28 protein-coding genes are annotated in these 25,945 nt (G+C 37.0%); 18 read left to right on the forward strand and 10 right to left on the reverse strand.

Going from position 1 to position 25,945, the window contains the following annotated elements:
* Positions 1–109 precede the first annotated feature (109 nt).
* Positions 110–421: a transposase gene (locus T323_RS0107565; protein WP_026672727.1), complete on the reverse strand. Its 312-nt coding sequence runs from the start codon at positions 419–421 to the stop codon at positions 110–112.
* A gap of 392 nt (positions 422–813) precedes the next feature.
* Between T323_RS0107565 and T323_RS0107570 the strand changes: the two genes are divergently transcribed.
* The 5 genes from T323_RS0107570 to T323_RS0107590 all read left to right on the forward strand — a co-directional run bounded on the left by T323_RS0107570 (position 814) and on the right by T323_RS0107590 (position 4,902).
* Positions 814–1,683, forward strand: coding sequence for an SDR family oxidoreductase (locus T323_RS0107570; RefSeq protein WP_026672728.1), 870 nt, complete (start codon positions 814–816; stop codon positions 1,681–1,683).
* A gap of 48 nt (positions 1,684–1,731) precedes the next feature.
* Positions 1,732–2,391 (forward strand): beta-phosphoglucomutase, encoded by a 660-nt coding sequence (gene pgmB / locus T323_RS0107575; protein WP_026672729.1) that lies wholly within the window; start codon positions 1,732–1,734, stop codon positions 2,389–2,391.
* 24 nt (positions 2,392–2,415) lie between these two features.
* Entirely contained in the window at positions 2,416–2,730 is a 315-nt protein-coding gene (locus tag T323_RS0107580; protein ID WP_026672730.1) for a DUF5634 family protein, read from the forward strand.
* A 106-nt stretch (positions 2,731–2,836) separates the two neighbouring features.
* Positions 2,837–3,376: an LOG family protein gene (locus T323_RS0107585; RefSeq protein ID WP_026672731.1), complete on the forward strand. Its 540-nt coding sequence runs from the start codon at positions 2,837–2,839 to the stop codon at positions 3,374–3,376.
* 101 nt (positions 3,377–3,477) lie between these two features.
* Positions 3,478–4,902, forward strand: a complete 1,425-nt coding sequence (locus T323_RS0107590) for an amidohydrolase family protein (RefSeq protein ID WP_035178120.1) — start codon at positions 3,478–3,480, stop codon at positions 4,900–4,902.
* 267 nt (positions 4,903–5,169) lie between these two features.
* On the opposite strand, the gene bshB2 is transcribed toward T323_RS0107590, so the two are convergent.
* From bshB2 to T323_RS0107610, 4 genes are read right to left on the reverse strand one after another with little or no spacing between them, the layout of a single operon-like run.
* Positions 5,170–5,829 (reverse strand): bacillithiol biosynthesis deacetylase BshB2, encoded by a 660-nt coding sequence (bshB2, locus tag T323_RS0107595; protein WP_026672733.1) that lies wholly within the window; start codon positions 5,827–5,829, stop codon positions 5,170–5,172.
* Positions 5,830–5,848: 19 nt separating this feature from the next.
* On the reverse strand, positions 5,849–6,196 hold the full coding sequence (locus T323_RS0107600) for a DUF1806 family protein (protein ID WP_026672734.1): 348 nt from the start codon (positions 6,194–6,196) through the stop codon (positions 5,849–5,851).
* A 23-nt stretch (positions 6,197–6,219) separates the two neighbouring features.
* Positions 6,220–6,702, reverse strand: coding sequence for a hypothetical protein (locus T323_RS0107605; RefSeq protein WP_026672735.1), 483 nt, complete (start codon positions 6,700–6,702; stop codon positions 6,220–6,222).
* The gene (locus tag T323_RS0107610; protein WP_026672736.1) at positions 6,699–8,216 is read right to left on the reverse strand and encodes a GGDEF domain-containing protein; all 1,518 of its coding nucleotides are present in this window, start codon (positions 8,214–8,216) and stop codon (positions 6,699–6,701) included. The genes T323_RS0107605 and T323_RS0107610 overlap by 4 nt, the downstream gene beginning before the upstream one ends.
* Before the next feature lie 272 nt (positions 8,217–8,488).
* Here T323_RS0107610 and T323_RS0107615 point away from each other — a divergent pair, with 272 nt between their 5' ends.
* The 13 genes from T323_RS0107615 (at position 8,489) to T323_RS0107675 (ending at position 20,734) form a co-directional block, all read left to right on the forward strand.
* Positions 8,489–9,169 carry a Na-translocating system protein MpsC family protein gene (locus tag T323_RS0107615; RefSeq protein ID WP_026672737.1) on the forward strand — a complete coding sequence of 227 codons (681 nt, stop codon included), beginning with the start codon at positions 8,489–8,491 and terminating at the stop codon, positions 9,167–9,169.
* Positions 9,170–9,232: 63 nt separating this feature from the next.
* On the forward strand, positions 9,233–9,916 hold the full coding sequence (locus T323_RS0107620; RefSeq protein WP_035178125.1) for a Na-translocating system protein MpsC family protein: 684 nt from the start codon (positions 9,233–9,235) through the stop codon (positions 9,914–9,916).
* 293 nt (positions 9,917–10,209) lie between these two features.
* Entirely contained in the window at positions 10,210–10,710 is a 501-nt protein-coding gene (locus T323_RS0107625; RefSeq protein ID WP_026672739.1) for a hypothetical protein, read from the forward strand.
* Positions 10,711–10,715: 5 nt separating this feature from the next.
* Positions 10,716–11,414, forward strand: coding sequence for an endonuclease/exonuclease/phosphatase family protein (locus T323_RS0107630; protein WP_084309184.1), 699 nt, complete (start codon positions 10,716–10,718; stop codon positions 11,412–11,414).
* 37 nt (positions 11,415–11,451) lie between these two features.
* Positions 11,452–12,129: a uracil-DNA glycosylase gene (gene ung / locus T323_RS0107635; RefSeq protein ID WP_026672741.1), complete on the forward strand. Its 678-nt coding sequence runs from the start codon at positions 11,452–11,454 to the stop codon at positions 12,127–12,129.
* A 324-nt stretch (positions 12,130–12,453) separates the two neighbouring features.
* Positions 12,454–13,716, forward strand: a complete 1,263-nt coding sequence (locus T323_RS0107640) for an ammonium transporter (RefSeq protein WP_026672742.1) — start codon at positions 12,454–12,456, stop codon at positions 13,714–13,716.
* A gap of 40 nt (positions 13,717–13,756) precedes the next feature.
* Positions 13,757–14,731, forward strand: a complete 975-nt coding sequence (locus tag T323_RS0107645) for a DUF294 nucleotidyltransferase-like domain-containing protein (RefSeq protein ID WP_026672743.1) — start codon at positions 13,757–13,759, stop codon at positions 14,729–14,731.
* Entirely contained in the window at positions 14,722–15,453 is a 732-nt protein-coding gene (locus T323_RS0107650; protein WP_026672744.1) for an exonuclease domain-containing protein, read from the forward strand. Before T323_RS0107645 ends, T323_RS0107650 begins: the two co-directional genes overlap by 10 nt.
* 49 nt (positions 15,454–15,502) lie before the next feature.
* On the forward strand, positions 15,503–15,862 hold the full coding sequence (locus T323_RS26280; protein ID WP_180320840.1) for a MerR family transcriptional regulator: 360 nt from the start codon (positions 15,503–15,505) through the stop codon (positions 15,860–15,862).
* 583 nt (positions 15,863–16,445) lie between these two features.
* Positions 16,446–18,230, forward strand: a complete 1,785-nt coding sequence (locus tag T323_RS0107660; protein ID WP_373279330.1) for a M3 family oligoendopeptidase — start codon at positions 16,446–16,448, stop codon at positions 18,228–18,230.
* 252 nt (positions 18,231–18,482) lie between these two features.
* Positions 18,483–20,060 (forward strand): ATP-binding protein, encoded by a 1,578-nt coding sequence (locus T323_RS26285; protein ID WP_051556438.1) that lies wholly within the window; start codon positions 18,483–18,485, stop codon positions 20,058–20,060.
* Between the two features lie 30 nt (positions 20,061–20,090).
* Positions 20,091–20,345, forward strand: a complete 255-nt coding sequence (locus T323_RS0107670; RefSeq protein ID WP_026672746.1) for a DUF5327 family protein — start codon at positions 20,091–20,093, stop codon at positions 20,343–20,345.
* Between the two features lie 20 nt (positions 20,346–20,365).
* Positions 20,366–20,734 carry a DUF423 domain-containing protein gene (locus T323_RS0107675; protein ID WP_026672747.1) on the forward strand — a complete coding sequence of 123 codons (369 nt, stop codon included), beginning with the start codon at positions 20,366–20,368 and terminating at the stop codon, positions 20,732–20,734.
* Between the two features lie 58 nt (positions 20,735–20,792).
* On the opposite strand, the gene gerQ is transcribed toward T323_RS0107675, so the two are convergent.
* The 5 genes from gerQ to T323_RS0107700 form a co-directional block, all read right to left on the reverse strand.
* Positions 20,793–21,287 (reverse strand): spore coat protein GerQ, encoded by a 495-nt coding sequence (gene gerQ, locus T323_RS0107680; protein ID WP_035178132.1) that lies wholly within the window; start codon positions 21,285–21,287, stop codon positions 20,793–20,795.
* Positions 21,288–21,317: 30 nt separating this feature from the next.
* Entirely contained in the window at positions 21,318–21,749 is a 432-nt protein-coding gene (locus T323_RS0107685; protein ID WP_026672749.1) for a cell wall hydrolase, read from the reverse strand.
* A gap of 205 nt (positions 21,750–21,954) precedes the next feature.
* Positions 21,955–22,704 carry a hydrogen peroxide-dependent heme synthase gene (gene hemQ / locus T323_RS0107690; protein WP_026672750.1) on the reverse strand — a complete coding sequence of 250 codons (750 nt, stop codon included), beginning with the start codon at positions 22,702–22,704 and terminating at the stop codon, positions 21,955–21,957.
* Positions 22,705–23,030: 326 nt separating this feature from the next.
* On the reverse strand, positions 23,031–23,774 hold the full coding sequence (locus T323_RS0107695; RefSeq protein WP_026672751.1) for an enoyl-CoA hydratase/isomerase family protein: 744 nt from the start codon (positions 23,772–23,774) through the stop codon (positions 23,031–23,033).
* A 20-nt stretch (positions 23,775–23,794) separates the two neighbouring features.
* Complete coding sequence (locus T323_RS0107700; protein ID WP_026672752.1) at positions 23,795–25,720, reverse strand: oxidoreductase; 1,926 nt, start codon at positions 25,718–25,720, stop codon at positions 23,795–23,797.
* Positions 25,721–25,945 lie beyond the last annotated feature (225 nt).

The raw sequence follows: 25,945 nt of genomic DNA on the forward strand, positions 1-25,945 counted from the left end.
AAGCCCATTTCCCAAATGTTGGGCCTAAATGAAGGCAAGAACCATCTATGATATGCAACTTTCCGAAGCCTTTAAACGAACTATTTGGTGTGGTAACTTCTTTTACTTTTTATACAGCTATTTGAAATAATCTTTCTACCATCGTTGATGGTAATGTATTTACGCGTCTAGATACTTGAGAACCACTAATACTTGATAGTCCAAATAATTCTTGCGAATCTTTTCTAGCCCTAATTTCCTCTTCTATTTGAGTATAAGATTCCCAATTTTGTAATTGAGAAGCGACACAAATTCTTAGTAAATTAGCTGTCGTTAATTTTTTAACTCCCCAATCTTGAAAGCTAGAACGGAATGAATCGAATGGTAATAGAGATAAACATTTACTTAGTGTAGATTGATTTGATACAATTTTGTTATCCATAAAATTCTCCTTATTGTAAAAGTCACGGATAACTTTGGCTTTGCTTTTACAATAGGAGAATTTTTTTTATTGGTCTAGTGTTTTCTTCAAATTTTCACTTTGTTAGTTGAAATGTAAAGCATAGAAATATAGTGATTCCACTGAGTGAAATGGAGCGAAGCCACCTCCCCGCGGAAAGCGAGTGGCTGTATCGCAATGGAACGGATATGTTATTTGTGCTAACTAGAAGCTAGGTAAGAATTAAACCTGTGGATATATTTGCAACGCCAGTGACCGTACCTCGCTTGCAACGAAAAATAAATTGATTTTAAAATAGGAGTACGTTGGATTACATGAATAAAACAACAACATAACGTAGAAATTATCATTATCTGTGAAAGGAGGCCGTTAACGTGAATAAAGAACAATCATACCCAGCAGGTCAACCACCACAACACCAAAATGTTCAACCTGGGATTGAATCGGATATGAACCCTATACCAGTGACAAACGACCGCGACTATAAAGGAAGTAACAAATTAAAGGGAAAAGTCGCATTAATTACTGGAGGAGACAGTGGGATAGGAAAAGCTGTGGCAATAGCATTTGCAAAAGAAGGAGCAAATGTAGTCGTCAACTATTTATCAGAAGACAATGATGCAAATGAAACAAAGCAGCAGGTAGAGCAAGAAGGGGTGCAATGTTTGCTTCTTAAAGGCGATATAGGTGAAGAATCCTTTTGTAAAACTCTTGTAGAAACCGTAGTCAGACAATTTTCAACAATTGATATTCTTGTGAATAATGCAGCTGAACAACATCCGCAAAAGTCCATCGAGGATATTAGTACAGAGCAAATGGAACGCACGTTTCGGACAAATATCTTTTCAGTGTTTCATTTAATAAAAGCGGTACTCCCTCATTTTGAAAAAGGGAACACGATTATTAATACATCTTCTGTCACTGCCTATAAAGGTCATAAAGAACTCCTTGACTATTCGGCAACAAAAGGGGCGATGACAACATTAACTCGTTCATTAAGCTTATCTTTAGCTGACAAAGGAATTAGAGTAAATGGAGTTGCACCTGGCCCAATATGGACGCCTCTTATCCCTTCAACCTTCGATGCCCAGCAAGTAAAAGAGTTTGGGACAACAACACCGATGAAACGAGCAGGGCAGCCAGAAGAACTCGCAGCGGCGTATGTTTATTTAGCATGTGACGATTCATCCTATATGACAGGACAAATGCTTCACATAAATGGTGGAGAAATTATCAATGGTTAAGTAAACGAATAGGAAATGGGATTTTGCAAAAGGGGTTGGAACGGATAGATGAAAAAGACGTTAGCAGCCGTCATATTTGATTTAGATGGTGTACTTGCCAATACAGTGGAATACCACTATCTTGCAACAAAAAAAGTGGCAGATGAAATAGGGGTACCATTTACAAGAGAACAAAATTTACAAATGCAAGGAAGAGGAAGAAATCTATTAATTGAGGAGTTAGTTAAAGGAAGCCAAAAGGAATATAAAGATGAAGAGAAACAAGTGTTAGGAGAAAAGAAAAATGAGTATTATCAAGAGTTGATTGAAACGATTACTGCAGAAGATGTTCTCCCTGGTATGGATGTGCTAATTGATGAGCTACGTCACAATGACATAAAAGTAGCTGTAGCGTCTTCCAGTTCAAATGCAAAAACGGTATTAGGAAACTTGCAGCTACTAGGTGTTTGTGATTACGTGGTCGACATTACAACGGTCAAAGAATTAAAACCAGACCCTGAAATATTTTTAAAAGCTGCGGATGAATTAGGTATTCCTTATGCACACTGTATCGGAATTGAAGATAGTGAAGCGGGGATATTGGCAATTAATGAAGCACCAATGTTTTCAATTGGGATTGGAAATCATCCAAATGCAAATTGGCAAGTAGACCGGACTGATGAAATTACTTATGAAAAAATGGTGGAGAAATTTCAAAGAGAATGTTGAACAAAGAAAGGAAGGTGCACAAAGATGGAATCGGTCACAAGAGAAACAATTTTACAAGAAATGAATGACTCATTAGAACGCATCATGAATAAATACGATGTTGATGACATTGGTATATTCGAAGAGCAAGGAGAAGCTGAGGAATATTATATTGGGTATACAATTAGAAAAGCAGATGCTGTCTTTATGGTGCATCGTCCATTTTATAAAGATGAGCAAGGGTTATTAGCTCCGCATGAAAAAAAGTGGACAGTGGAGTTTGAAGACGGGGAAGATTTCCATGGCTTTTCTTCCCTTGACGAAGCGATGGATAATGTGAGTAATGGAATCAAACATTAGTCTCTCCCCTTGAGGGTAGAGGCTTTTTTCACGGAGAAAAGAAAAGGAATTATGCAGGAAAATAGAGAAATAGTTAAGGATTACATACGTGGAGGTAAGACAAAAGTTGAAAAGAATAGCTGTATTTTGTGGTTCCAGAGATGGAAATGACCCGGCTTATAAAGAAGATGCTTACAAAATTGGACAACAGCTCCTCCACCATCAACTTGGATTAGTGTACGGGGGCTCGAGTGCAGGTCTTATGGGTGTCGTTTCGGATGCGGTCATGGCTGGAAATGGAGAAGTGATAGGTATTATTCCGCAATTATTAGTGAAGCAAGAAAGAGCCCAACAGCATTTAACCGAATTGCGAGTTGTTGAAACAATGCATGAAAGAAAAGCGCAAATGTATGAGCTTTCCACTGGGTTTATTGCATTGCCTGGTGGGATTGGAACGTTAGAAGAGTTAGCAGAAGTATTAACGTGGAGTGCCATTGGGCAACATGCGAAAAAATTAGGGTTAATGAATACGAATGGGTATTATGATCCGTTGTTACGTCTATTTAACCACATGGTAGAAGCGGAGTTTCTGTTGCCAGAAATCCGTGAAAATATTGTTGTATCAAATAACCCGAAAGAGTTAGTTGAAATGATGATGAGAGAGTAAGTCTTAATTGATAGAAATACATCGTATGAAATGCTTGGATGATAGATACCCAAGCATTTTTATGTCTTGTAAAAAGTTAAATAAGTAAAGGAGTGGAAAAAATGAAAGTAGATATTATAATTAAGAACGCTTTTGTCATGACTATGGAAGGAACCGGAGTTGGCTTTATTGATAATGGTGCAGTGGCAATAAAGGGCAACCGCATTATTGCTGTTGATAATTCAGACGTTATTATACGAAATTACTCTTCTGAAGAAATCATTGATGGAAATAATAAACTAGTCATGCCAGGACTGATTGATGCTCATATTCATACAGGACTTGGCATTTTACGAGGTGTATCTCAAGATATTCATAATTGGATGCAAGAAGGGCTCTGGCCATTTATGAAACACGTCACGCCTGAAGATAATGTCAAAGGTTCGATGTTAAATATAATAGAGGGTATAAAGGCTGGAACGACGACGTTTTGTGATTATGATGGGAATATGACTGAGATTGTCAATAATTATGTGAAGGTCGGAGCCCGTGCCCGAGTGGCAGAACTTGTGAATGAAATTCCTGATGACATTGGTGATGTTCCTGTAGGAGAGCTGTATCCATTTTATTCTGAAATCGGGAATCGTAAGCTGCAAAATAATATAAAGTTATTTGAGAGCTGGCACGAAACCGAAAACGGTCGGATTACATGTATGTTTGGTCCACATGGTCCTGATATGATGAGTCTTGAATTAATGAAAGAAATGAAAGCATTAGCGGAAAAGTATGATACAAAGCTTCATATGCATGTCGCACAAGGTGACCGCGAGATTGACCAAATGCTTAAGCGATATGGAAAAAGGAGCATTCCGTTTTTAGAGGACATTGGCTATTTAAATGAACGATTATTAGCCGTGCACTTAACGGAAGCTACAAAGGAGGAAACAGAGCAAGTTGCCAAAAGCGGTGCGGCAATGATAAATTGCTCCGGTAGCATCGGAATTATTGACGGAATTGTTCCTCCAATCTTGGAATTTTTAGAAGCCAGTGGCACGGCAGCACTCGGCTCTGATCAAGCACCAGGGAATAATTGCAATAATATGTTTAATGAGATGAAGTTTGTCTCGATTTTAAATAAAGTGAAAAGAAAAGATCCATCCATTTTCCCCGCTCACTTAGCTGTCCGACTGGCAACAATTGAAGCAGCTAAAGCGATAGGATTAGATCATGAAATTGGGTCACTTCGTGAAGGGAAGAAAGCAGACTTACTAATCATTGACCTTCAAGAGCCTTCCATGTCTCCAGTTATCACATTGCCAATCCGAAATATCGTTCCAAACCTTGTTTATTCTGCAAAAGGGAATGAAGTCGAATCTGTTATGGTCGACGGTAAATTTATATACTATAAAAAGAAGTTGTTAACCGTGGATGAAAAAGAAGTTGTAACAACAGCTCAAGAGGCAGCGAATCGAATTAGTAGTAAAGCGCAAGGTGAGATTTTTCCAAATAGTACATTGTTAGAGCGAATGAAAAAGGATGAATTATAATAGGTATCGTATCGGACATTGATTCGGTATTTCAAGAAAAACAAGCTTCTTTTATTATGTAACGGCTATCTGTTCCGTTATTCCAACAAAAAACAATAAAAGCAGGTCTTTTTTCTGCATTAATGGGACAAATGTCCATTAGCTATTTGTTAAACGTTCATTTTGTTAAAATAGCGGAATGTATGTCCGTTACAGTTTTCTCCTCTTACTTAAACAACAGCTACGCCAAAAACGGCTAACCCCCACCGATTCGGTGGGGGTTAGCAACTAAACAGAATACACCCAAAATCGTTCGTATCGTAACCAAGCGGCTGATGGTGAACGACCTTCCTTTAGCTTTTGTTCGGTAACGGCTACAACTTCTTGCATTTGTGTTGCATGGGCTTTTAAGGCCTCTAATTTTATAGGAAGATATTCGTCAATATCATGGACAACATCTGGCTTTCCAATAATCTCTTCACAATTATTTGTGATGGCAACGGCATGAACAACAGGTCGCTTATCTTTAGGGATCTGTTGAACGGCTTTGATGACAACTTCACCACAAGCGTCATGATCAGGATGAATGCTCAATCCAGGGTAAAATGTAATAATTAACGAAGGATTTACTTCAGCAATCATACCGGCTAATTGTTTTGATAATTTATCAAAATCTTCAAACTCTACCATTTTATCGTGAAGTCCAAGTAATTTTAGGTTGTCTACACCAAGAATACGGCAAGCTTCTTCAAGTTCTTTTTTTCGAATCGAAGGTAATGTTTCTCGTGTCGCAATCGGTGGGTTACCAAAATTTCTTCCCATTTCACCTAACGTTAGGCAAAAGTATGTGACGGGTGTCCCGTTTTTTTTATGGGTTAAAATCGTACCGGCTGCTGCGAATGATTCATCATCGGGATGGGGTAGGATGACAAGCACATGTCTTTCCATAATTAGCCTCCTTTCTCATTTAGCCAAAGGGGATTTCACTTAACTGTAAGGCAACAGCAAGTTTCCCTTTTTCATCTAATCCGGCTAATAATAATTGGTTATCGTTAACGAATTCAGCATGAGTGAGTCCATCTGCATATACCCAGCCTAATTCAGTTTTTAGCCCGACTCGATAAGGGCCCTCTCCGGTAATTTTACCTACCTTATAGCAAATATTGGCATTTCTTACAAAAGCACCAGCAGAAGCTTTTGTCCCATTTCGATAAGCGGTGTAGGAGCCATTGCTTGTTTCTAAATGTAAGTAAAGTTCTTTATCTTGGTGGGAATGTAACCACGTTTGTACGGCTGAAAGGTTAATGAGGTTCAATAAATGAAACCTCCTCTCTTAATTTAAGATGATTGAAGCAAATGATACACTTCTTCCTTCATAAAGGCTAATGTTGCTGGATGTATTAAAGTATAAGAGCTTAACATAAGATATTCTTTTTGCGTAATCATAGCATTGTTTTCAAGCTTATCAAACAAAGGAATTCTAAAATCAACAACGCGAATATAAGCAAGTAAGGTTTGCTCATGGTTTTGTTTGAAAAATACATGAACACCTTTTACTTTTGGAAACAGTATACCAAAGTAGTGCACTTTTATCACGAGATCTTCCTTATGGAAGGATGTCATTTTTCCATTATCGTTATACAGCTTTGTTAAAAAAACCATTTCATCAAACGATAAATATAAATCGTCTTTTGTAAACTGGTGCCGAGAAGCTATTTTATTCATAAAAGCTTTCAATGAAAGTCGATAAAAGAATTTACTCGTTACCGCTAATAAAACCAAGATGAAAAGAATAAGAAATAAGGGGTAATGAATACTCATACCGAATCCCTCCAAGCTGCCACTTTGTTTTTACCTGCTCGTTTTGCTTCGTATAACGCCTCGTCCGCTTTTTGGATTAAATCGCTCTCTGAGATAGCAGTGTTATCCTCTGTTGAAGAAACTCCAATACTAATCGTCAGTTTCTTAAGAGGTTGACTTTCTGCAAATGGAAATGGGTAAGCTTCTACTGCTTTTCTTACCGTTTCAGCAACATCCATGGCTACCTCTAATGAAGCGGAAGGATATAATATAACAAACTCTTCGCCTCCAAACCGATAAGGTGTAGCGTCATTAGGAATAGAGTTGGCTAGAACTGTTGCTAATTGAATTAATAATTCATTTCCAATTAAATGGCCATTCGTATCGTTATAATGCTTAAAAAAGTCTATATCCAAAATGGCTAGTGATACGATAGTGTTTTCCTTTCTAGAAAAAAGCTCTTTAATATTATGTTGGAATGCCCGTTGATTAAATAAATTTGTTAACCCATCTTTTAATGCCATCTCCTCGGTTTTATGATAAAGGTTAGCTTGATCAATGGCGATGGCAGCTTGGTTTGCTAATGGAATGACAGCTTCAACCTCTTCTAAAAAAATCGGATTTTTGTTTACAATATTATCAATAATTAAGACTCCAATTCGTTTCCCTTGATTCGCTAATGGAATTACCGCAAACTCCTCCATAGAAAAAAGACTCTTCAATGTATGCTGGATGCTATCCTTTGTATCGATCTCTTTAATATGAAGTGGTTTATTCAGCGTAAGTGCTTGCCAAAAGATGTTTGATGAGTTGGCTTGTAAAGGAATCGTTAAGGAACGAACAATTTGGTTTAAGTCACCATCTTGATTATGTTCATCACGAGACATTTCAACAAGATCTCGGAGTTTATATTTATTTTCTAAAATCATTTCCCATGTTTCATATCCTTTTTCTACATTCATCGGACCAACAGCCATTTTCCCTGTTACACTTTGATTATCTTCTGAGAACATAAAAATCATCGCACGATTATATCTAAATCCCCTTCCAGCAGTAACAGCGGTAAGGATTGTGTGAAGCAATTTGTCTAAATCAAAGGTTTGTTGCATTGCTGTATTGATTTCTTGAAAGATTTGAAGCTGCTTTTCTTTTTTCATGAATTTCGTTTGCCAATGTAATTCTAGTTTTTTACTTTTTATAATTTGGTTAGCGCAAAAGAAAATAAACCAGGAGAACACTATGTAATATAAAAGAGTGATGAAAGCTGGTTCTGATAGTTTGTATAGAAAACCATAGGCGATAAAAGGAGAAACGATCGTTCCGAACAATGGAAAGCTATAAGTTGCAACAATAATAAAAAATAAAAGTAGTAAAGGTAAATAAGTAACACTTGTAAAAAAACCTACAAAAAGGGTAATCCCTAGCATAAATAAGCATATAAGTAAGCGGTTTAATTTGTCTTGAAGAAAGAACCGACAAGCGTTAATGACGAATGCTACAATAACAACACAAAGTGTTAAAATAATGAAATTCATAATATCACCTAGTAATATAGTATTGAATATATTATACCACTTTTGTAGTATGGGCGCAGAAAAGAAATTTAAAAGTTTTGTTGTAAAATAATTAAATGTTATGTTAAAATAGTGAAGGCTGTTGGACAAGAGTCAACAACTACCCTGTTGATTAACAATTCAAAAAGTTTATATAAGTATATGACGTGGTAAATGAAAGTCAAATGTCTTTTCATGACCTAGCTTCTAAAAAAAAGGGGCTAGGTCTTTTTCTATTTGTTAAGGGGGACAATATGGTAAAAGAACAAGAAATATTACAACAGTTTAGAATGTACATTGACAATGTTTTCTATGATACTTACGGGGTACTTTCAGAACAATGTATAATAGAATGTACATCATATGGCATCTTTATATATATAAAAAAATGGCTGTCACCGATCGAAAAAACATTGTACATACAAAAAGAAGAAGAGATGATCGCAGATATCCGACAACGAACAGTGGAAATAGTTTTTTTACAAATGAAAGATTGGTTACGGAAATATGGGGGTATACAAATAGAAAAATTTATTTATGATTGGAATATTGAAAATGAAACAGGGTTTTTTCTCCTTTTTTCAGAAGAAGAGAAAATCAAGAAGGATCATAATGTGCTTTTTGAGCAACCAGTAGTGGAAGAAATATTACAACACACAAATCAATATCAAAAAAAGCCAGAATATATAGAAGTACTACAACCGGCTCATGATATAAATATTGTTGTTCAATATGGGATATTATTACCGCTTGAACAAACATTAGTGAATAAAGGGTATAAGGATCTTGTCATTAACCGCCAAATGATAATGAAACAATGTGTGCAACAACAACAACAAAAGCTTGAATCCATTCTAAAAAGAGAAATTCAAGATATATTTATAGCTTGGCATTACGAGTTAAATCGTTGTTACATTATTTTTTTTCATAAATAAGTGGTTTCATAAATTCGGGAAAAATCGGTTATCCTAAAATATCCTTCCTAAGGAGAGATTGACATGGAAACCATACAGGAAAAGTTAAAAACGATAAGCAGTTATACGAGTAAAGTAATGAGGATGAAGTTTGGAAGAGGTCCACAGCTTTGTTATGCTGTATGCAATCATGGCTATTTATTTTTATTTATAAAAGGGTTTATCTCTCCTTTGGAAGTTTCATTACGCGAACAAAAACAAACAGACATGATGGTGCAATCCCGATTAAATGTGATGGGTGGACTTTTATCTGAATTAAGAGGGATGATTCAAATAATACTTCAATGTGAAGTGGAGGAATGTTACACAGACTGGAATTATGAAAATGATACAGGCATGATTACGATGAAAATGTCCGAAGAAGTAAAGGGCGCACCATTTGAAAAACGTCAGTACAATCAGGTTGAGTTAATTTCAGTTATTAACCGGATTAGTGCCTATGTGCAAAAAGCACCAGAAAAGACGGTTGTTTATCAACTTTCACCCAAAGTGTTTTTATGTGAACGTGAAGGAATACTCATTCTCATTGAACAGGCATTTATTCAAAAGGGATTTGAACAGATGTTACGAATTACGAAAGCGGAGTTGGAAAAAACCCATTTTCACCATAATGAATTCAAAAAACTGTTCTGCGAAGAAATCCAAAATATATTTGTCGATTGGGATTTTAGCAAAGATAAATCTGTTCTTTGTTTTGTTCTTGAATAGCCGGAGAATAATGTTATGTGTTATACTAAGGGTGTTTAAAAGAGCAACGGCTACGCTCATTGTTTCTGACCCAAAGGTGTGTAGGGACTTGCAAAGTAAAGCAAAAGAATGGATATAGAGTATAAAAGCCGAGATGAAAAGCTGAAGTGAAGCTGCTTTTTATGTCGGTTTTTTTATCTACTTTCTAGGGTATAAGAAAATAAAATGACTTGAGTAACTAGTATTTCAATAAATATAAACGTATAAAGGAATAAGAAGGTTCGTTAGATGTGATGGAGAAAGGAGAAAAGATTATGGGGACAGAAGAAAGTTTTTATAAACAAAATCTTTCATTTTTAGAATACATTAACAGCTTATCATTAGTGGCTAAATTATCAGAAGGCTGTATGGCTGAATTGAAAGATTTATTGCCCCGGATTGAAAGTCTTGTTCAGCTTTTTCATGCGTCTGAAACACTCACTATGGTAAAGGCTATTTCAATTGAATATGATGAATTAGTCGCGCTACAAAAACGATTACTAACTATTGAAAAAAGGCATACTGTGAATGAAAAGGAAGTTGTTTCTGCTTGGAAAAATGAGTACCATGAAATCATCTTTGTTGGACGAGCTATTGTTGAATGTTTATGTGATACATTATTGTCACTAGAACGGTTGTTAGAAAAAATGCGTCTTAGTTATCCGACGATGCAGCAACATCAGGATTTTGATAGAGAGCACTTTCATCATATCCAGCTTCAAGTTCAGTATGTCAGTAAAATGATAAAAGAAATTCTTTCTCTTCGACCATTATAAAAGGAATGAGAATTATAAAAATCAAAATAGTCACTTTTAATATACGGCATGGAAAAGGAAGCTTTTCCAAATTGAATCTTGAAAAAATCAAAGAAACAATTGTTAAAACAAAAGCTGACATTGTAGGCATAAATGAAGTCGATTGCCATTTTTCAAAAAGAAGTGAATATGTTGATCAACCGCGTTGGCTTGCAGAAGCGTTAAATATGGATTGGCGTTTTGGTCCAGCGATAAAAGGAAATTATGGAAATTTACTATTATCGAAATTTCCTATCCGACATTCGAAAAACGATATTATCACGACTATACCACCGTTTGAAAACCGTTCAATATTGGAATGTGATGTCGAAATTAATGAAAAAACAATCAAAGTCTTCGTTTCCCATTTTGCCCTTCACTCATTATTGAGAAAAAAACATGAACAAACGATGTTAAAAAAAGTAAAAATGAGCCAAGAAAATATAATTGTGATGGGTGACTTCAACCAACTACCAAAATCAAGGTTTTCAAAACAAATGAGACAATATGTTACTGATGTTTGGTCACGTGCTGGGTATGGAAAAGGGTATACTTTCCCTGCCATTTATCCGCTCTTCCGCTTGGATTTTATTTATGTAAGCCAAAAGTTCAAGCCGATAGACGTGGAAGTATTCTCAACTACAGCATCTGATCATCTCCCCATCATAGCAACGATAGAGATATAGAAACAAATCTCTTGAAAATGTGAAAGAAGTGGATGAAATGAAAATACCTAAAAGTTGGTCTTCTTATATAAGTAATGAGTGGAGGACGGTTTTTTTTTCCGAGATACTTAATAAAGTGAATCAAGAATATGATTCTCATACCATTTATCCTGCATATGACGATGTCCTAAATGCGTTTTATTACACGCCTTATGAAAAAGTGAAAGCCGTTATAGTTGGGCAAGACCCTTATCACGGCCCAAACCAAGCGCATGGCTTAAGCTTTTCTGTTAGACCATCAGAAAAAATTCCTCCGTCTTTGAAAAATATGTATAAGGAATTACAATCAGATTTAAACATTGAAATTCCGAACCATGGGTGCTTACTATCATGGGCAGAAGAAGGAGTGTTGTTATTAAATACAGTGTTAACAGTAAGAGAAAAGCAACCTCACTCCCATAAACGTATAGGATGGCATTTGTTTACAGACCATATCATTGAAACATTAAATAAGCGCGAAGATCCAATTGTATTTATTCTATGGGGAAACCATGCAATTGAAAAAGAGGCTTTGATTACGCAAGATCATCATGCCATTTTAAAAGCACCACACCCTAGTCCGTTTTCTGCAAATAAAGGTTTCTTTGGTAGTCGTCCATTTTCAAAATGTAATGAATGGTTAATCCATTGGGGCAAAAAACCAATTAATTGGAAAATCAACAATATAATGCAATAAAAAGTCCAATCAAAATTTGGGCTTTTTTTATTTCCTATTTTTCAATGCTTGTTATTTTTATCGGTTTGAGAATGACACGTTCTTTCCATACTATCCGTGCCTTTCCATTGATCCGCTTGTGGGGGAACAAGTTGCAAAACCTGATATGTTGAATTGATAGGGGAATATTTTAAATTTTCGAACAAGTAGAAATTTACAGTTTAAATACAGTGTTAGATAACCTAACAAGAAGATAGAATGTTCTGAAAATCAAGCTATAATAAACTTAACATCAGATGTTAGTTAAGTTAACACTGAAAAAAGCAATCATAAGGGGGAATTATAATGGATCCGATTTATTTAATGAACAATGTGTGGATCATGATTTGTGCCGTATTAGTACTTTTAATGCAAGGGGGGTTCATTCTTTTAGAAGCTGGTTCAACAAGAATGAAAAATGCTGGTCATATCGCTGGTAAAACGATTTTCACTGTCGGTATTGCCTCATTAGTATTCTGGGCAGTAGGCTATGGATTAATCTACGGTGAATCCAATGGGATTTTTGGAACAACGGACTTTTTCTTTGGAGACTTTGAAACAGTAATTGACGGATTAGCTGGTTCGATTGATTTCTTCTTCCAGTTAGCATTTGCTGCAATTGCATTAACAATTGCTTTTGGTGGATTTGCTGAACGTGCTAAGCTTTCAGCCTATATCATCTTTGCTGTTCTATTCTCAGCTTTCGTTTATCCGGTTGTAGCACACTGGATTTGGGGTGATGGTTGGTTAGGTGGTCTTGGTAAGCAAGACTTTGCTGGATCAACAGTTGTTCACTTAACAGGTGCGATGGCAGCGTTAGCCGCAACAATTATCTTAAAACCTCGTATTGGTAAATATAATAAAGATGGTTCATCAAATGATTTAGCAGGTCATAACCAAGTATACACAGCATTAGGTGTTCTTATCCTTTGGGTAGGTTGGTTTGGATTTAACGCAGGTAGTACATTAGGTGTTGATGATGCATTCTTTGGTTATGTTGCATTGAATACTCAGCTTGCAGCAGCAGCTGGTGCAGTAGCCGCTCTATTTATTGCTTGGATGGCAACTGGTAAGTCCGATGTTCCAACTATGTTAAACGGTGCACTAGCAGGTTTAGTTGCAATTACAGCATCTTGTGCATTTGTAGCGCCATGGGCAGCTGTTGTAATTGGTTTGATTGGTGGACTTATCGTATTCTTCAGTATGAAATTTTTTGACAAAGCAAAAATTGATGACCCGATTTTTGCACTATCAGTCCATGGGGTTGCGGGTGTATGGGGAACAATTTCAACGGGATTCTTTGCTACACCTGAATTAGCTGAAATGAATGGTGGTCTTGCTGGTCTGTTTTACGGCGGTGGATTTACACAGTTAGGCGTACAAACAATTGGAGTTGTGTCTTCAGGTCTATATGCATTTGTTATTTCATTCATTATTCTTTATGCAATGAAAGCTGTCATGAAAGGAATTCGTGTTACAGAAGAAGAAGAAATTATTGGCTTAGATATGAGTGAGCATGGTAGCTATGGTTACCCAGAAAGCATGCCTTCAAAAAAAGCTGGTGCATAATAGAAACTAACCCGTATGATAGAGAAAGAAGGGGGTCATCATGAGCGGTTACAATGAGCTAAAGGAATATCGGTTACAACATATATCTAGCGTTTCTACCGATCATGAGAAGCTCAATCTTCTGCATGATGACATCATTGAACGGGTTGTATTGAAAGCAGTAGATGAAATCAAAAGTGAGTGGGACGCACCTCCTGCTCACTTTGCTTTCTTTATGATGGGGAGCGCAGCAAGATTTGAGCAAGCGATTTGGAGTGACCAAGATCATGGGATTATTTTTGAAAGTGATTCTGAACAAACACAAAAGTACTTTTTAGCATTAGGTAAAGAAATTTCTTTTGGTCTAAAGGAAGTAGGATATGATCTTTGTGATGGGCAGGTCATGGCATCAAACCCTAGATGGTGTAAGAGTTGTGAAGGATGGATACAACAAATCAATGACTGGGTGGATGAAGAATCATGGGAATCATTACGCTATTTACTCACGTTTTTTGACTCTCGTGTTCTAGTGGGAAAGCGAGACTACTTGTCTAAAGTTAAAACGACTATTTTTGAACGAATCGCTACAAATCCATATTTAATGGTACGACTACTAGAAAATGTTGGTCATATAAAAAAAACAATCGGTTTATTCGGGCAATTTCTACCTGAGCAATATGGTGAACATACGGGAAGCATTCAGATTAAACAATCTGTGCTCTTTCCATATGTAAATGCTATGAGACTTTTAGCGATTAAAGAAAAGGTAGAATCACCATCTACTCTATCGCGAATGAGAAAAATGCCTAATTACAACAATGAGATGAGACATTACGAAAAAGAGTTTTCAAAGTTATTACAGTTCCGTTTGCGTTTTATGCAAGATGCAAAAAATTACGATGACGTCCATTATTTACAGCTAGAAAAGCTCTCAAAGGAAGAAAAAAAGGAGCTAAAGCGTTATGTGAAAGGTGGACGAAAATTATATGAAGAAGCGAAACGAAAGATCGAAAAAGGGTGTTCAACATGGTCATGAATCAAATGGTTCAATTGATGAAACAGCTTTCAGGAAAGATCAGTCCGAATGTGTATGCCTCTGTTCAACAGCAAAATAGTGCATCACAAGTCGCTTTTTTACGTCAGCTACAACGAGAATTGAAACGAGAAGATGTATTGGAAATTCCGTTAGATGAGCTTCAGGTCGTTGTTTTTGACTTAGAAACAACCGGATTTTACCCTGATAAGGGAGATAAAATCCTATCGATTGGTGCGGTGAAAATGACGGGAGCCACTCCGTTAGAGGAAACCTTTTATTCACTTGTACACAGTCAAGACCAGCCTTCTGCAGAAATCGAACAGTTAACAGGGATTAGAAAAGAAGAGTTACAAGAGGCGCCGCCACTTGAACAAGTCCTCGAAAAATTTTATAAGTTTGTACAGCGAGACACATTAGTAGCCCATCATGCCAAGCATGAAAGAAGCTTTATGCAACATGCGACATGGTCAGTGACACGAACGAGTTTTCAGCACCGTATCGTGGACACAGCGTTTTTAACAAAAATTGTAACACCCGATTCAGAGTTAGTGACATTGGATGATTGCTGTCAGCATTTTGGAATTGAAGTGAAAAATCGTCATCATGCATTGTCTGACGCGTTAATGACAGCAAAACTTTGGGGTGAAAACATTCAACATATCCAACAACTTGGTTTTCAGCATTTAGGAGATGTTTATGCGGCTTTAGCAAAACTGAAATAAAAGTAAAAAAATAACACTTCACCGAATGATGCGTAAAGGAGGGAGGGCTTTGAAAAAAGATGTTCCACGCGATATTGCCCTATTCCCAATTAGCGTTGTAAAGGAAATGACAAACTTAACTGCAAGGCAAATTCGCTATTATGAAGAGCAAGGTTTAATTAAGCCAGCTCGTAATGATGGAAATCAGCGGTTATTTTCATTAAATGATATTGATTGCTTTATAGAAATAAAATCACTTATTGATAAAGGTGTAAACATTGCAGGAATTAAAGCAGTGTTTGATTCGAAAATACAACAAACAAGCATTTTACCATCTTATGACGAAAAAGAGGAACTAACAAAAGGATGGGATGAGTTAGTGCAGTTGGCACGACATAAATATAAAGATTATCCAACAAAAGAAGAATAAGAAAGAATACAATAACTTTGAAAGAAATGGCCATGTTCAATTGACGAACTTGGTCTTTTTTATATACGAAAAGACGTTCCGCGTTTTTCTTATTGTTTAGGAAACTATAAAATAGTCGACCTGTCGATAACATTGCGCTTTTATATTCTTAGAATAAATTAGGGGTTTGGGGTACTATAAGACAAGCGATTTTGTTGTTTATGATAATTAAGCGGCCATGAAAACCGTTATCTGTGAACATTGCTAGCGTTTTGGAACGTTGTGGGACACAGGAGCAGTTAATTATAATATATCGCTAGAATAGTGTTGCTTTTGCGTGAATAAGCGCTCCTGTGTCCTCTGAAAAACGGAAACCCGTATCATGTTCACAAATAACGGCTGCTCTGACCGCGAAAATAATATGTCCTTAAAAAAAAGGGCGTTTCCTTTCTCAGTGGGTATTTAATTTTCAAGTATATTATATTTATCTCACCACGTTGTTTAAAGTGTAAAACCGGTAATAATAAAAGTAAGTGAGGATATTGATTTACATGAAAGACTAGATTTGTTACATTTATTACGAGAGTCGAAATATTTAAAAGAGGTGAACCGTTTGAGCCATACATATAATCAAAATTGGGATTTAGAATCGTTTTTCAAAGGCGGAAGTCAATCAGAAGAATTCAAACAATTTTTACAACAATTATCACAAACATTGGAACAAAAAGAACAAGAAGTTTCTGCGTTACGTCATGACCCTAAAGAGTGGGTATCTGTACTAGAAGGATTACAAGAAACAGCGAAGAAAGTTCGGGAAGCTGGAGCGTTTGTAGGTTGTTTAAATGCTCAAAATATTCATGATACACAAGCAAAGCAGTTAAATGGAAAAGTGAAAGAAGTGTCAACGGCATATATTACAGTTATGACATCTGTGGATGAAAAATTAGTCTCAATGAGTGAGACAGAATGGGCAGAATTAGTTAAGGAACAAGCAATTCAAGAGATTCAGTTTTCCTTAGAAGAGCGGAGACAACGTGCAAGGGAAAAACTATCTACAAATGAAGAAAAGCTAACACAGGCACTTTCAATTGACGGTTATCACGCATGGGGTGACATGTATAACCATCTTGTTGGAAAATTGACAATTCCTTTTGAAGAAAATGGAGAAACAGTAAAGCTTTCAGTAGGTCAAGCAGAAAACAAAATGAACAGTGGTCAACGTGACGTACGAAAAGACGCTTTTTCTCGTTGGGAACAAGCATGGTCAAATGAGGAAGAGTTGTTTGCGGCTACATTAAATCATTTAGCTGGATTTCGGTTGAACTTATACAATAAGCGGGGCTGGACAAATGTACTAAAAGAACCGCTAGATTATAATCGAATGTCAGAAAAGACACTTGATGCGATGTGGGGTACGATTACAGAAAACAAACATCGTTTTCTTCCTTATTTAGAGAAAAAAGCACAGCTAATTGGTGTTGAAAAATTAGCTTGGTATGATGTGCATGCACCAATTTCAAAAGCAGAAAGCCTTGTTAGCTTTGAAGAAGCAGCAGAAACGATTATTGCTCAATTCGGTCAATTCAGCCCGAAAATGGCAGAATTTACGAAAATGACGTTTGATAAAAGTTGGATCGAAGCGGAAAATCGTGCTGGAAAACGACCAGGCGCATTTTGTACATCGTTTCCAGCTAGTGAGGAAACACGTGTGTTTATGACGTATGATGGAACACCATCAAATGTGGCGACGTTAGCGCATGAGCTAGGGCATGCGTATCATCAACATGTGATGAATGATTTGCCACAATTTAAACAAAATTACGCGATGAATGTCGCTGAAACAGCTTCGACGTTTGCGGAAATGATTATTGCTGATGCTGCCGTAAATGAAGCAAAATCAAGTGAGGAGAAACTAGCATTGCTTGATAATAAAATTGGGCGTGGAGTGGCGTTTTTCATGAATATCCATTCCCGGTTCTTATTTGAGACAAGATTTTATGAAAAACGAAAAGAAGGTTTATTAACGGCAGACCAACTAAATGAATTAATGGTATCTGCACAGCAAGAAGCTTATTGTGAGGCGTTGAGTGAGTACCACCCTCATTTCTGGGCAGCAAAACTTCATTTTCATATTACAGGAGTTCCGTTTTATAATTTCCCTTATACGTTTGGCTACTTGTTCAGTTTAGGTGTCTATGCCCAAGCGTTGAAAAAAGGCACAGCCTTTGAAGATGATTATATTGCGCTTTTACGAGATACAGGAAGCATGACGGTAGAAGAGTTAGCAACAAAACATCTGCAAGTTGATTTAACCTCTCCACAATTTTGGCAAGAAGCAATTGATATTGTGTGCCGTGATGTGGACGAATTTATGAGTATTGTTAAATAAGCAAATACTAAATGCCTTTGAGAAATGACACTCAAAGGCATTTTTGTATGTCAGTAAGGAATACAACTCCTACGGAATTTGTGTTGGAATGAAAGGTCACTTTCCCAAAACGGTTATCACCTGTATTTAAATATTCTTTCTAAACCTACTTTTTTTACAATAATTGTACATACTTGATCTGGTACTTATGATATAATTTGGCTGTATATGTCGAATTTTGAAACATAATGGTGTAGAAAGGCAGGAGAAGCGATGGATAAACAAACGGCCATCATCCATAGCCGAAACAAGTTAATGATTAAACTATTATTTGTATGTTTTTTAATAAGTTTAATCATTAATGCTTTTATCGATCCTATAATTATTCCTATTATTGGTCCAATCGGAATTGTATTGTTTGGTGTGCTCTTTTATTTATCATCATCTATGAATTACGTTAAACAAACGATGTATAGTGTGATCGTTGTTATATATGGCTATTTTATCTTTTTAATTCTATATGAACCGTTGCTAATAAACTTCATTTTTCTTTGGTTTGCTCTTATTTCAAGTTCAATTTATCATAAAGCAGGTCCAATTATTGTAGCCGGAGTTTTAACTCTCGGTTCGATTTCATTTTTCTTCTTTCAATATAAATCAGTTATGTTTCCTAATTTAAATAAAGAGGATGTTGTTTACTTTTTGTTGTTTACGGTGCTTGTTATGCTTTTCTTTATTGTTTCTAGTCGTAATACAGAAAAGCTAAGAATACAGGCAGAACAACAAGAAGAACAAGTAACAAATATGTTATGGCAAACGAAGGAATATTTAGAATCCCTTTTTGATCATATGACAGACTGTGTGGTCATCCATGATGTAAGTGGACAAGTCATTATGGTGAATCATTCGTTTCTGGAGCTTTATGGTTGGAAAGAGGAAGAAATCATCCATAAGCAAATTCCGATTGTAACGGGTGAAAATCAAAAAACATTATATAAGATGTGGGAAAATGTTCGTGCAGGTGTTGAAGAAAAAGAAGTTGAAATCGTTTGCATTTGTAAAGACGGCTCAAATGTAGATGTTGTTCTTTCTGTAACACCAATCCGAGACAAAACGGGGAATGTTGTCGCATTGGCAACGTTAACTCGTGATATAACCGTGAAAAACAAAACAGATGAATTAATTCGACGTTCTGATAAATTATCGGTTGTCAGTCAACTTGCGGCAGGTGTAGCACATGAAATCCGAAATCCTTTAACGGTCATATCAGGTTTTTTACAAGTGATGAAAAAACAAAAACGTGAAGATACGAGTCATATTGAAATTATGCTTTCAGAAATAGAGCGCATTAATGTGATTATTAGTGAATTCTTACTTCTTGCTAAACCGCAAGCCGAAAAAATGGAACTCGTCAACTTACAAACGGTTATTGAAGAAGTCATTACATTATTAAATACATCCGCTATTATAAAAAATGTACTTATTACATCAAACTATGAACTACATGCTCCACTAATAAAAGGGGAAAAAAACCAAATTAAACAAGTGTTAATTAATTTATTAAAAAACGCAATGGAAGCGATGGAATCTGGGGGGAGAGTTCAGGTTATTCTGAAACAACCAACGAATGGACAAGTATCGATCAGGGTGGTCGACAATGGAATCGGGATCGATGAGTCAAAATTAAAAAAGCTAGGAGAGCCTTTTTTTACGACAAAAGAGCAAGGAACGGGATTAGGTCTCATGATTAGTCATAAAATCATTGAGTTTCATAAAGGGAGTATTACGTTTGACAGTAAAGTGGGGAAAGGGACTACAGTTGATGTGAGGTTGCCTCTAGTTGTAGAATAAAAGGAACGACTTGAGGAAAGAAGGGGTCTTATGAACATTTCGATCCAATCGATTGTAGCTAGATTAGAAATTGAAGTTGAAAAATTAAAGAAAACAACCGAACAAGGGAATCAACAAGCCATTCGTGAACATGCCGCTGTCATTAAAGCCTATGCTGAGTTATTGCAAGACACCGAAGAAACGCTTCTCCCTACCCAGGTCCAGGTAGGGGAGGCAAAACCAATCTCAAAAGTTCCACCACAACCCTTAGTTAAAGAAGAAAAAGAAAGTTTATTTGATTTTTAACGTAAAAAAGGAGAAAAAGAATGAAACTATTTATCGTATTAGGAGCCGCTCTGGCGGCATTAGCTGTTGGTCTAGGAGCATTTGGTGCCCATGGGTTAGAGCAAAGATTATCTGAGCGATTTATGAAAATATATCAAACTGGTGTTCAATATCATATGTATCATGCAATTGGCATCCTTATCGTCGGTTTTTTAATAAGTCGCTTTCCTGATGTCGGCTTATTTCATGTAGCAGGTTGGTTCTTATTTTCCGGAATCATCTTGTTTTCTGGTAGTTTGTATGTCATGAGTATGACTGGGATAACGAAATTAGGGATGATTACACCTCTTGGTGGCCTAGCGTTTATTATTGGCTGGGTGTTAGTAATCGTTGCCGTATTACGAGGCTAGAAGTGAAAAAACAAGGCTGTCAAAGAGGGAGAATCCCTTATGACAGCCTGTTGTCTTTTTATCGAGGTGAGTATGTTGCAATTTGACCAGTAACAGCAGCACCAAATGGATAATCGTATTCCGGATGCTCTTGAAACACAATATAATCTAAATAAACCATAAGAAGCAAATAATGAACTTCTGACTCAGGATCTTGCAAAATAATATGATCGCGCCCTGCTTCTTCAATGATGCCAGTAAAAATTTGTGCATTCCATTGAACATTGTTTTCAAATGTCATATAAACCGTTACTTGTTTTCCGCGATTTAGGCGGAGAATGTTTTCGATGTAGGATTGTTCCATTGGCAACATTCCTGGGATTTGTGGGAATTGTTGCATTGGCGGCAACTGAAATTGCGGCTGTGGCGCATAAAACATTGGTGGTTGTTGCTGTCCAGCTGGTGGATGTAATTGTTGAGGATAAGGCAGTTGATGAGGTTGCTGCCCTGCAGTAGATTGTTGGTGTTGGTGTTGCTGTTGCTCAGGTTGTTGAAATTGTGGCTGTTGATACATAATGATGTCACTCCTTCTTAGATGTAAAATTTAAAAGACCGTGTACACTTGTGGACAATCTTGTGACGTAGGGCTATAAAAGCAATGGAGCTTATAACGACCAGTGTTCCATTGTCCCCACCATTGTGCCGGACAAGAACCAGTCGGTCGGAAAAACCATAGTGAAAACTCAGCGGGGTGGTGTCTTTCTCCTCGAATGAGCTTTCTCGCTAAATTCATTTCTCGCTCTCTAGCACCTTGGTAAAAGTACCCTTTCTGTGTCGCTTCAAATCCACCGGGTGACTGCCAAACCATGCGTTCAACATTGTCAATATGAACAAAATCTAAACAAGCGGAACGAACTCGATTGACCATTACATTTCCTGCCATAAGCATACCGAGGTCTCCTTCACCTTCTGCTTCCGCTCTCATCAGTCTAGCTAATAACCTCACATCACTTTCTGTTGTCTTTATGACTGCCAAAGCCCTCACCTCCAAAGAAAATTCTAGCTGCACGTGAACTAAGGTGAATCGTGAAAGTTCAGAGCTATGTAGGTTCCTAACCGCACAAGGATAGTCAACCTATTTCATATGCTTATGCAAGCAGTTACTTCAACTATATGAACAAAGGTGAGGTTGTATTCTAAAAAATCCTCTTCTCTAAAAAAATAGAGAAGAGGATTTTGGATTAAATATGAAAAAAGCTAGGGATTGTTTCTTCTTTTAGGATGTTTCCAACGTAGAATGAGCCGAATTCACCATAACGAGCAGAAACTTCATCAAATCTCATTTCATACACAAGCTTTTTAAATTGAAGAACATCATCAGCAAACAATGTGACGCCCCATTCCCAATCATCAAAGCCTACAGAGCCTGTAATGATTTGTTTTACTTTACCTGCATATTGACGACCAATCATACCATGGCTACGCATTAATGTTCGGCGCTCATCAAGCGGTAACATGTACCAATTGTCGTTACCTGCACGACGCTTGTCCATCGGATAGAAGCAAACGTGTTTTGCTTTTGGTAATGTAGGGAATAAACGTGCTCGGACCTCAGGATTTTCTAATGGGTCACCTCCGTCTTTACCAGCAAGATAGTTGCTTAGCTCAACAACAGAAACATATGAAAAAGCAGGGATTGTAAATTCGGCAAAGCGTGTTTTATTAAATGCATTTTCGATGTTGTTTAACTCTTCCATTGAAGGACGTAGCAACATCATCATAAAATCAGCTTTTTGTCCAACAATTGAATAAATTGCATGACTTCCTTCGCCATTTGTTTCCGCTGTTGACCATTTTTCTATCGTTTGAAGGAACTCATTTACGATTTGTTGACGTTCTTCAGTCGGCAATGTTTTCCAAGCTGGCCAATTCATCGTACGAAAATCATGAAGACAATACCAACCATCTAAAGTAACCGCAGCTTCACTCATTATGTAACACTCCTTTAACTTGAACTTCATAGTATTCTAATCAATACATACTATACCATAAGAAAAATAAAGTACCAAAAACTTGAGTTGTACGATTTTGTGACAGCCCGTTGGTATGGTTACGACGACCATACAAATATAACTGTTCCGGACATACGTTCCGTTATAGTAGCATTATCTATAGGGGTATTTTCTTACTACATAGTGGAAATAGCGGAAATGGTGTCCAAAAAAATGAAAAAGTCGTTATTTATCGGTGAATAGCTGAACCTATGTCCGAAACGGGAGAAAAGCAGTGAACATAAACAATGTTCACTGCTTTTCTATTATTTTCGTTTTTGTAAAAAAGCTTGGACGGCAGCGTGATGCTCTTTTGTTTGCCCGGCTTGTCGTTGTGCTGTTACTTCTAATTCTAATACGTCTGATAACGGTTGTTCGAACCCTTTTTTCATATTTTCTTTCATTAATCCAAATGCTAACGTTGGATATTTTGATAAACGTGCGACAAATTCATTTGCGTCATCACTTAATTTTGTCACTAACCCAATCCGATACGCTTCTTCTGCTGAAATGACTTCTCCTAAAGCAAACTCCATAGCTCTTCCTAAGCCGATTAAGCGAGGAAGATAATATGAGGCACCTGCATCAGGAACAAGACCAATTTTCATAAAGCTTAGTGCAAATTTCGATTCTGACGTAGCAATGCGATAATCACATGCTAAGGCAATACTTAAGCCGGCTCCAGCAGCAACACCATTAATATAAGCGACGATTGGTTTTTGGATTGTATCCATATAACGAAGTAACCGATTATACGTGCGGTGCAAATAATCACCATAATCCATTGAAGCTAAATTGTCGACAGGAATGCTCTTTAAATCTGCCCCAGAGCTAAATGATCCAGGTAAACCTGTTAACACGATAACTCGTACAGTGTCATCTTCATTTGCTTTTGTGAATGCTTCATAAAGTTCACGGTGCATTTCTTCATCAATCGCATTTTTTACCTCAGGTCGATTCATTGTAATCGTGGCAATCGATTCGTTTACAGTATAAGTCGTTACAGACATAGTATCACTCCTTAATAGTTTTAGACAGAGCGTCCAATTTTTGTTCCTTCGTAAATCGCACGTTTTGCATCAAGACCAAATGCTTGGTTTGCTCCACCAATAAGATGAACAGGAATTCCTTTATGTTCAAGCTCTTTAAATAAAATTTCATTTGTTAGTTGCCCACTTGCGGTAATAAACGTATCAGCGCTAATTTGAATGGACTCACCATCTTTTTTTATCGTAAGTGTTTTATTCTCTAACTTCTCATATTCAATGCCACCAATCATTTGAACACCATTCTTTTTTAAACTAAGCAAAGTCGCCCAGCGCGTCGTTTTCCCAATTCCTCGTGCAAACGACTTTCCGCGTTGCAATAATGTAATGGAGTAGTCTTTTTTATCCAATAAGAATGAAGCTAAATCACAGGCGATGCCACCACCACCAATGATGACAACATCTTTTCCTTTTGGAATATCTCCTGTAAAAACATCACGGTAACTTAACACATAATCTTGCTCGATTCCTGGTATTTCAGGCGTTCTAGGTATTATGCCAGTCGCTAAAATCACTTCATCGGCTTCTTTTATAACAGGAGTGTCCACCGTAGCTGTTGTATTTAACAAACGAGTGACACCATATTTTTCAAGCTGTACATCATAATAACGTAATGTTTCATTAAACTCAGTTTTACCTGGGACAGACTTTGCAAAGTTCAACTGCCCACCAATGTAAGCCTTTTCATCAATGAGCGTAACGTGATGTCCACGTTTTGCGGCAACACGACTGGCTTCAAGTCCAGCTGGGCCAGCACCAACCACGACGATGTGTTTTTTTGTTGTAGCTGCTTCCATTGAAAGAGTTAGTTCTCTTCCGGCTTCAGGATTCACTAAACATGTAGCTGATTTTCCTTCGAACACATGGTCTAAACAAGCTTGGTTACAGGCGATACATGTGTTAATTTCGTTTGTACGCCCTTCCTTTGCCTTGATGAGAATATCAGGATCAGCTAAAAATGGTCTTGCCATTGAGACAAGATCGGCTTTATTTTCTTTAATAACTGTTTTAGCATCTTCAGGATTATTAATGCGGTTGCTTGCCACAACAGGGATTGAGACCGCTTGATGAATCATTTGTGCAATAGGAACAAACTTCATCCGTGGCACTTTCATCGAGATGGTAGGTACACGTGATTCATGCCAACCGATTCCGATATTTAATAAGTCAACACCTGCTTTTTCACAAAGCTTAGCAAAGGCCACTGTTTCTTCTTCCGTTGTACTGTTATCGACTAAATCAAGGCCGGACATTCTGAAAATAACCGGATAATTAGCGCCAACTTGTGCACGGACGGCTTTGATTATTTCAAGAGCAAAAGTAGTTCGCTTCTGAAACGAGCCTCCCCAATCATCCTCTCGTTTGTTTGTAGCAGGCGATAGAAATTGGTTAATTAAATATCCTTCAGAACCCATAATTTCAACAGCGTCAAACCCAGCTTCTTTTGCCCGTTTTGCACCTAATCCAAAAGCTTCGATAGTATCGATAATTTGTTCTTCAGACATCGCAACAGGAACATCAGGATTAATAGGTGACTGAATGGCAGAAGGAGCTACTGGATCATGGCCTGTCATTGCTTTATAGGCGTACCGTCCTGCATGGAAAAGCTGAAGAGCAATCCGACCGCCTTGTTGATGAACCGCTTGGGTTAAAGGTTTCCAATGCGTAATATCTTCATCGTTGGAGATGGACATAAAGTTACGGCCGCCGCTCCCTTCTGGACAAACTGCTGCCCCGCCTGTAACAATTAATCCGACGTCTGCTTTGGCTCGTCTTTCATAAAAGGCGATAAGTTTGTTCATACCATCTTCTTCACCTTCTAAACCTACGTGCATGGAACCCATGATGACTCGGTTTTTTAACGTTAATGAATTAATCGTTATCGGTGTAAATAAATGCGGATAGTTCAATTGAACACCTCTCCCCTTTAAAATGGTAATGCTTGGTTTTATTATAATGAATGAATGTTCATTCTTTCAATCCTTAATTCAAAAATTCTGAAAAATTATAACTGCTAAATATTGATAAACCGTTATGTAGTATGAGATTGCTCGTTATAGGAAAATTTATAAAAAGAAAATCAATTTGTTTTTTATTAGTTAAAAACGGGAATATGAACAATAAGTGAAAAAGTG

Origin of the sequence: Alkalihalobacillus bogoriensis ATCC BAA-922, assembly GCF_000621445.1 — a bacterium.
GTDB lineage: Bacteria > Bacillota > Bacilli > Bacillales > Bacillaceae_F > Bacillus_AO > Bacillus_AO bogoriense.

What these genes read in the sequence shown, in the direction of transcription:
- T323_RS0107670 (WP_026672746.1), top strand. Translation starts at nt 20,091, where the DNA reads ATGAACATTTCGATCCAATCGATTGTAGCTAGATTAGAAATTGAAGTT.
- ung (WP_026672741.1), top strand. Translation starts at nt 11,452, where the DNA reads ATGAAAATACCTAAAAGTTGGTCTTCTTATATAAGTAATGAGTGGAGG.
- pgmB (WP_026672729.1), top strand. Translation starts at nt 1,732, where the DNA reads ATGAAAAAGACGTTAGCAGCCGTCATATTTGATTTAGATGGTGTACTT.
- T323_RS0107610 (WP_026672736.1), bottom strand. Translation starts at nt 8,216, where the DNA reads ATGAATTTCATTATTTTAACACTTTGTGTTGTTATTGTAGCATTCGTC.
- T323_RS0107675 (WP_026672747.1), top strand. Translation starts at nt 20,366, where the DNA reads ATGAAACTATTTATCGTATTAGGAGCCGCTCTGGCGGCATTAGCTGTT.
- T323_RS26285 (WP_051556438.1), top strand. Translation starts at nt 18,483, where the DNA reads ATGGATAAACAAACGGCCATCATCCATAGCCGAAACAAGTTAATGATT.
- T323_RS0107650 (WP_026672744.1), top strand. Translation starts at nt 14,722, where the DNA reads ATGGTCATGAATCAAATGGTTCAATTGATGAAACAGCTTTCAGGAAAG.
- T323_RS0107645 (WP_026672743.1), top strand. Translation starts at nt 13,757, where the DNA reads ATGAGCGGTTACAATGAGCTAAAGGAATATCGGTTACAACATATATCT.
- bshB2 (WP_026672733.1), bottom strand. Translation starts at nt 5,829, where the DNA reads ATGGAAAGACATGTGCTTGTCATCCTACCCCATCCCGATGATGAATCA.
- T323_RS0107625 (WP_026672739.1), top strand. Translation starts at nt 10,210, where the DNA reads ATGGGGACAGAAGAAAGTTTTTATAAACAAAATCTTTCATTTTTAGAA.
- T323_RS0107640 (WP_026672742.1), top strand. Translation starts at nt 12,454, where the DNA reads ATGGATCCGATTTATTTAATGAACAATGTGTGGATCATGATTTGTGCC.
- T323_RS0107630 (WP_084309184.1), top strand. Translation starts at nt 10,716, where the DNA reads ATGAGAATTATAAAAATCAAAATAGTCACTTTTAATATACGGCATGGA.
- T323_RS0107615 (WP_026672737.1), top strand. Translation starts at nt 8,489, where the DNA reads ATGGTAAAAGAACAAGAAATATTACAACAGTTTAGAATGTACATTGAC.
- T323_RS0107620 (WP_035178125.1), top strand. Translation starts at nt 9,233, where the DNA reads ATGGAAACCATACAGGAAAAGTTAAAAACGATAAGCAGTTATACGAGT.
- hemQ (WP_026672750.1), bottom strand. Translation starts at nt 22,704, where the DNA reads ATGAGTGAAGCTGCGGTTACTTTAGATGGTTGGTATTGTCTTCATGAT.
- T323_RS0107605 (WP_026672735.1), bottom strand. Translation starts at nt 6,702, where the DNA reads ATGAGTATTCATTACCCCTTATTTCTTATTCTTTTCATCTTGGTTTTA.
- T323_RS0107695 (WP_026672751.1), bottom strand. Translation starts at nt 23,774, where the DNA reads ATGTCTGTAACGACTTATACTGTAAACGAATCGATTGCCACGATTACA.
- gerQ (WP_035178132.1), bottom strand. Translation starts at nt 21,287, where the DNA reads ATGTATCAACAGCCACAATTTCAACAACCTGAGCAACAGCAACACCAA.
- T323_RS0107565 (WP_026672727.1), bottom strand. Translation starts at nt 421, where the DNA reads ATGGATAACAAAATTGTATCAAATCAATCTACACTAAGTAAATGTTTA.
- T323_RS0107580 (WP_026672730.1), top strand. Translation starts at nt 2,416, where the DNA reads ATGGAATCGGTCACAAGAGAAACAATTTTACAAGAAATGAATGACTCA.
- T323_RS0107590 (WP_035178120.1), top strand. Translation starts at nt 3,478, where the DNA reads ATGAAAGTAGATATTATAATTAAGAACGCTTTTGTCATGACTATGGAA.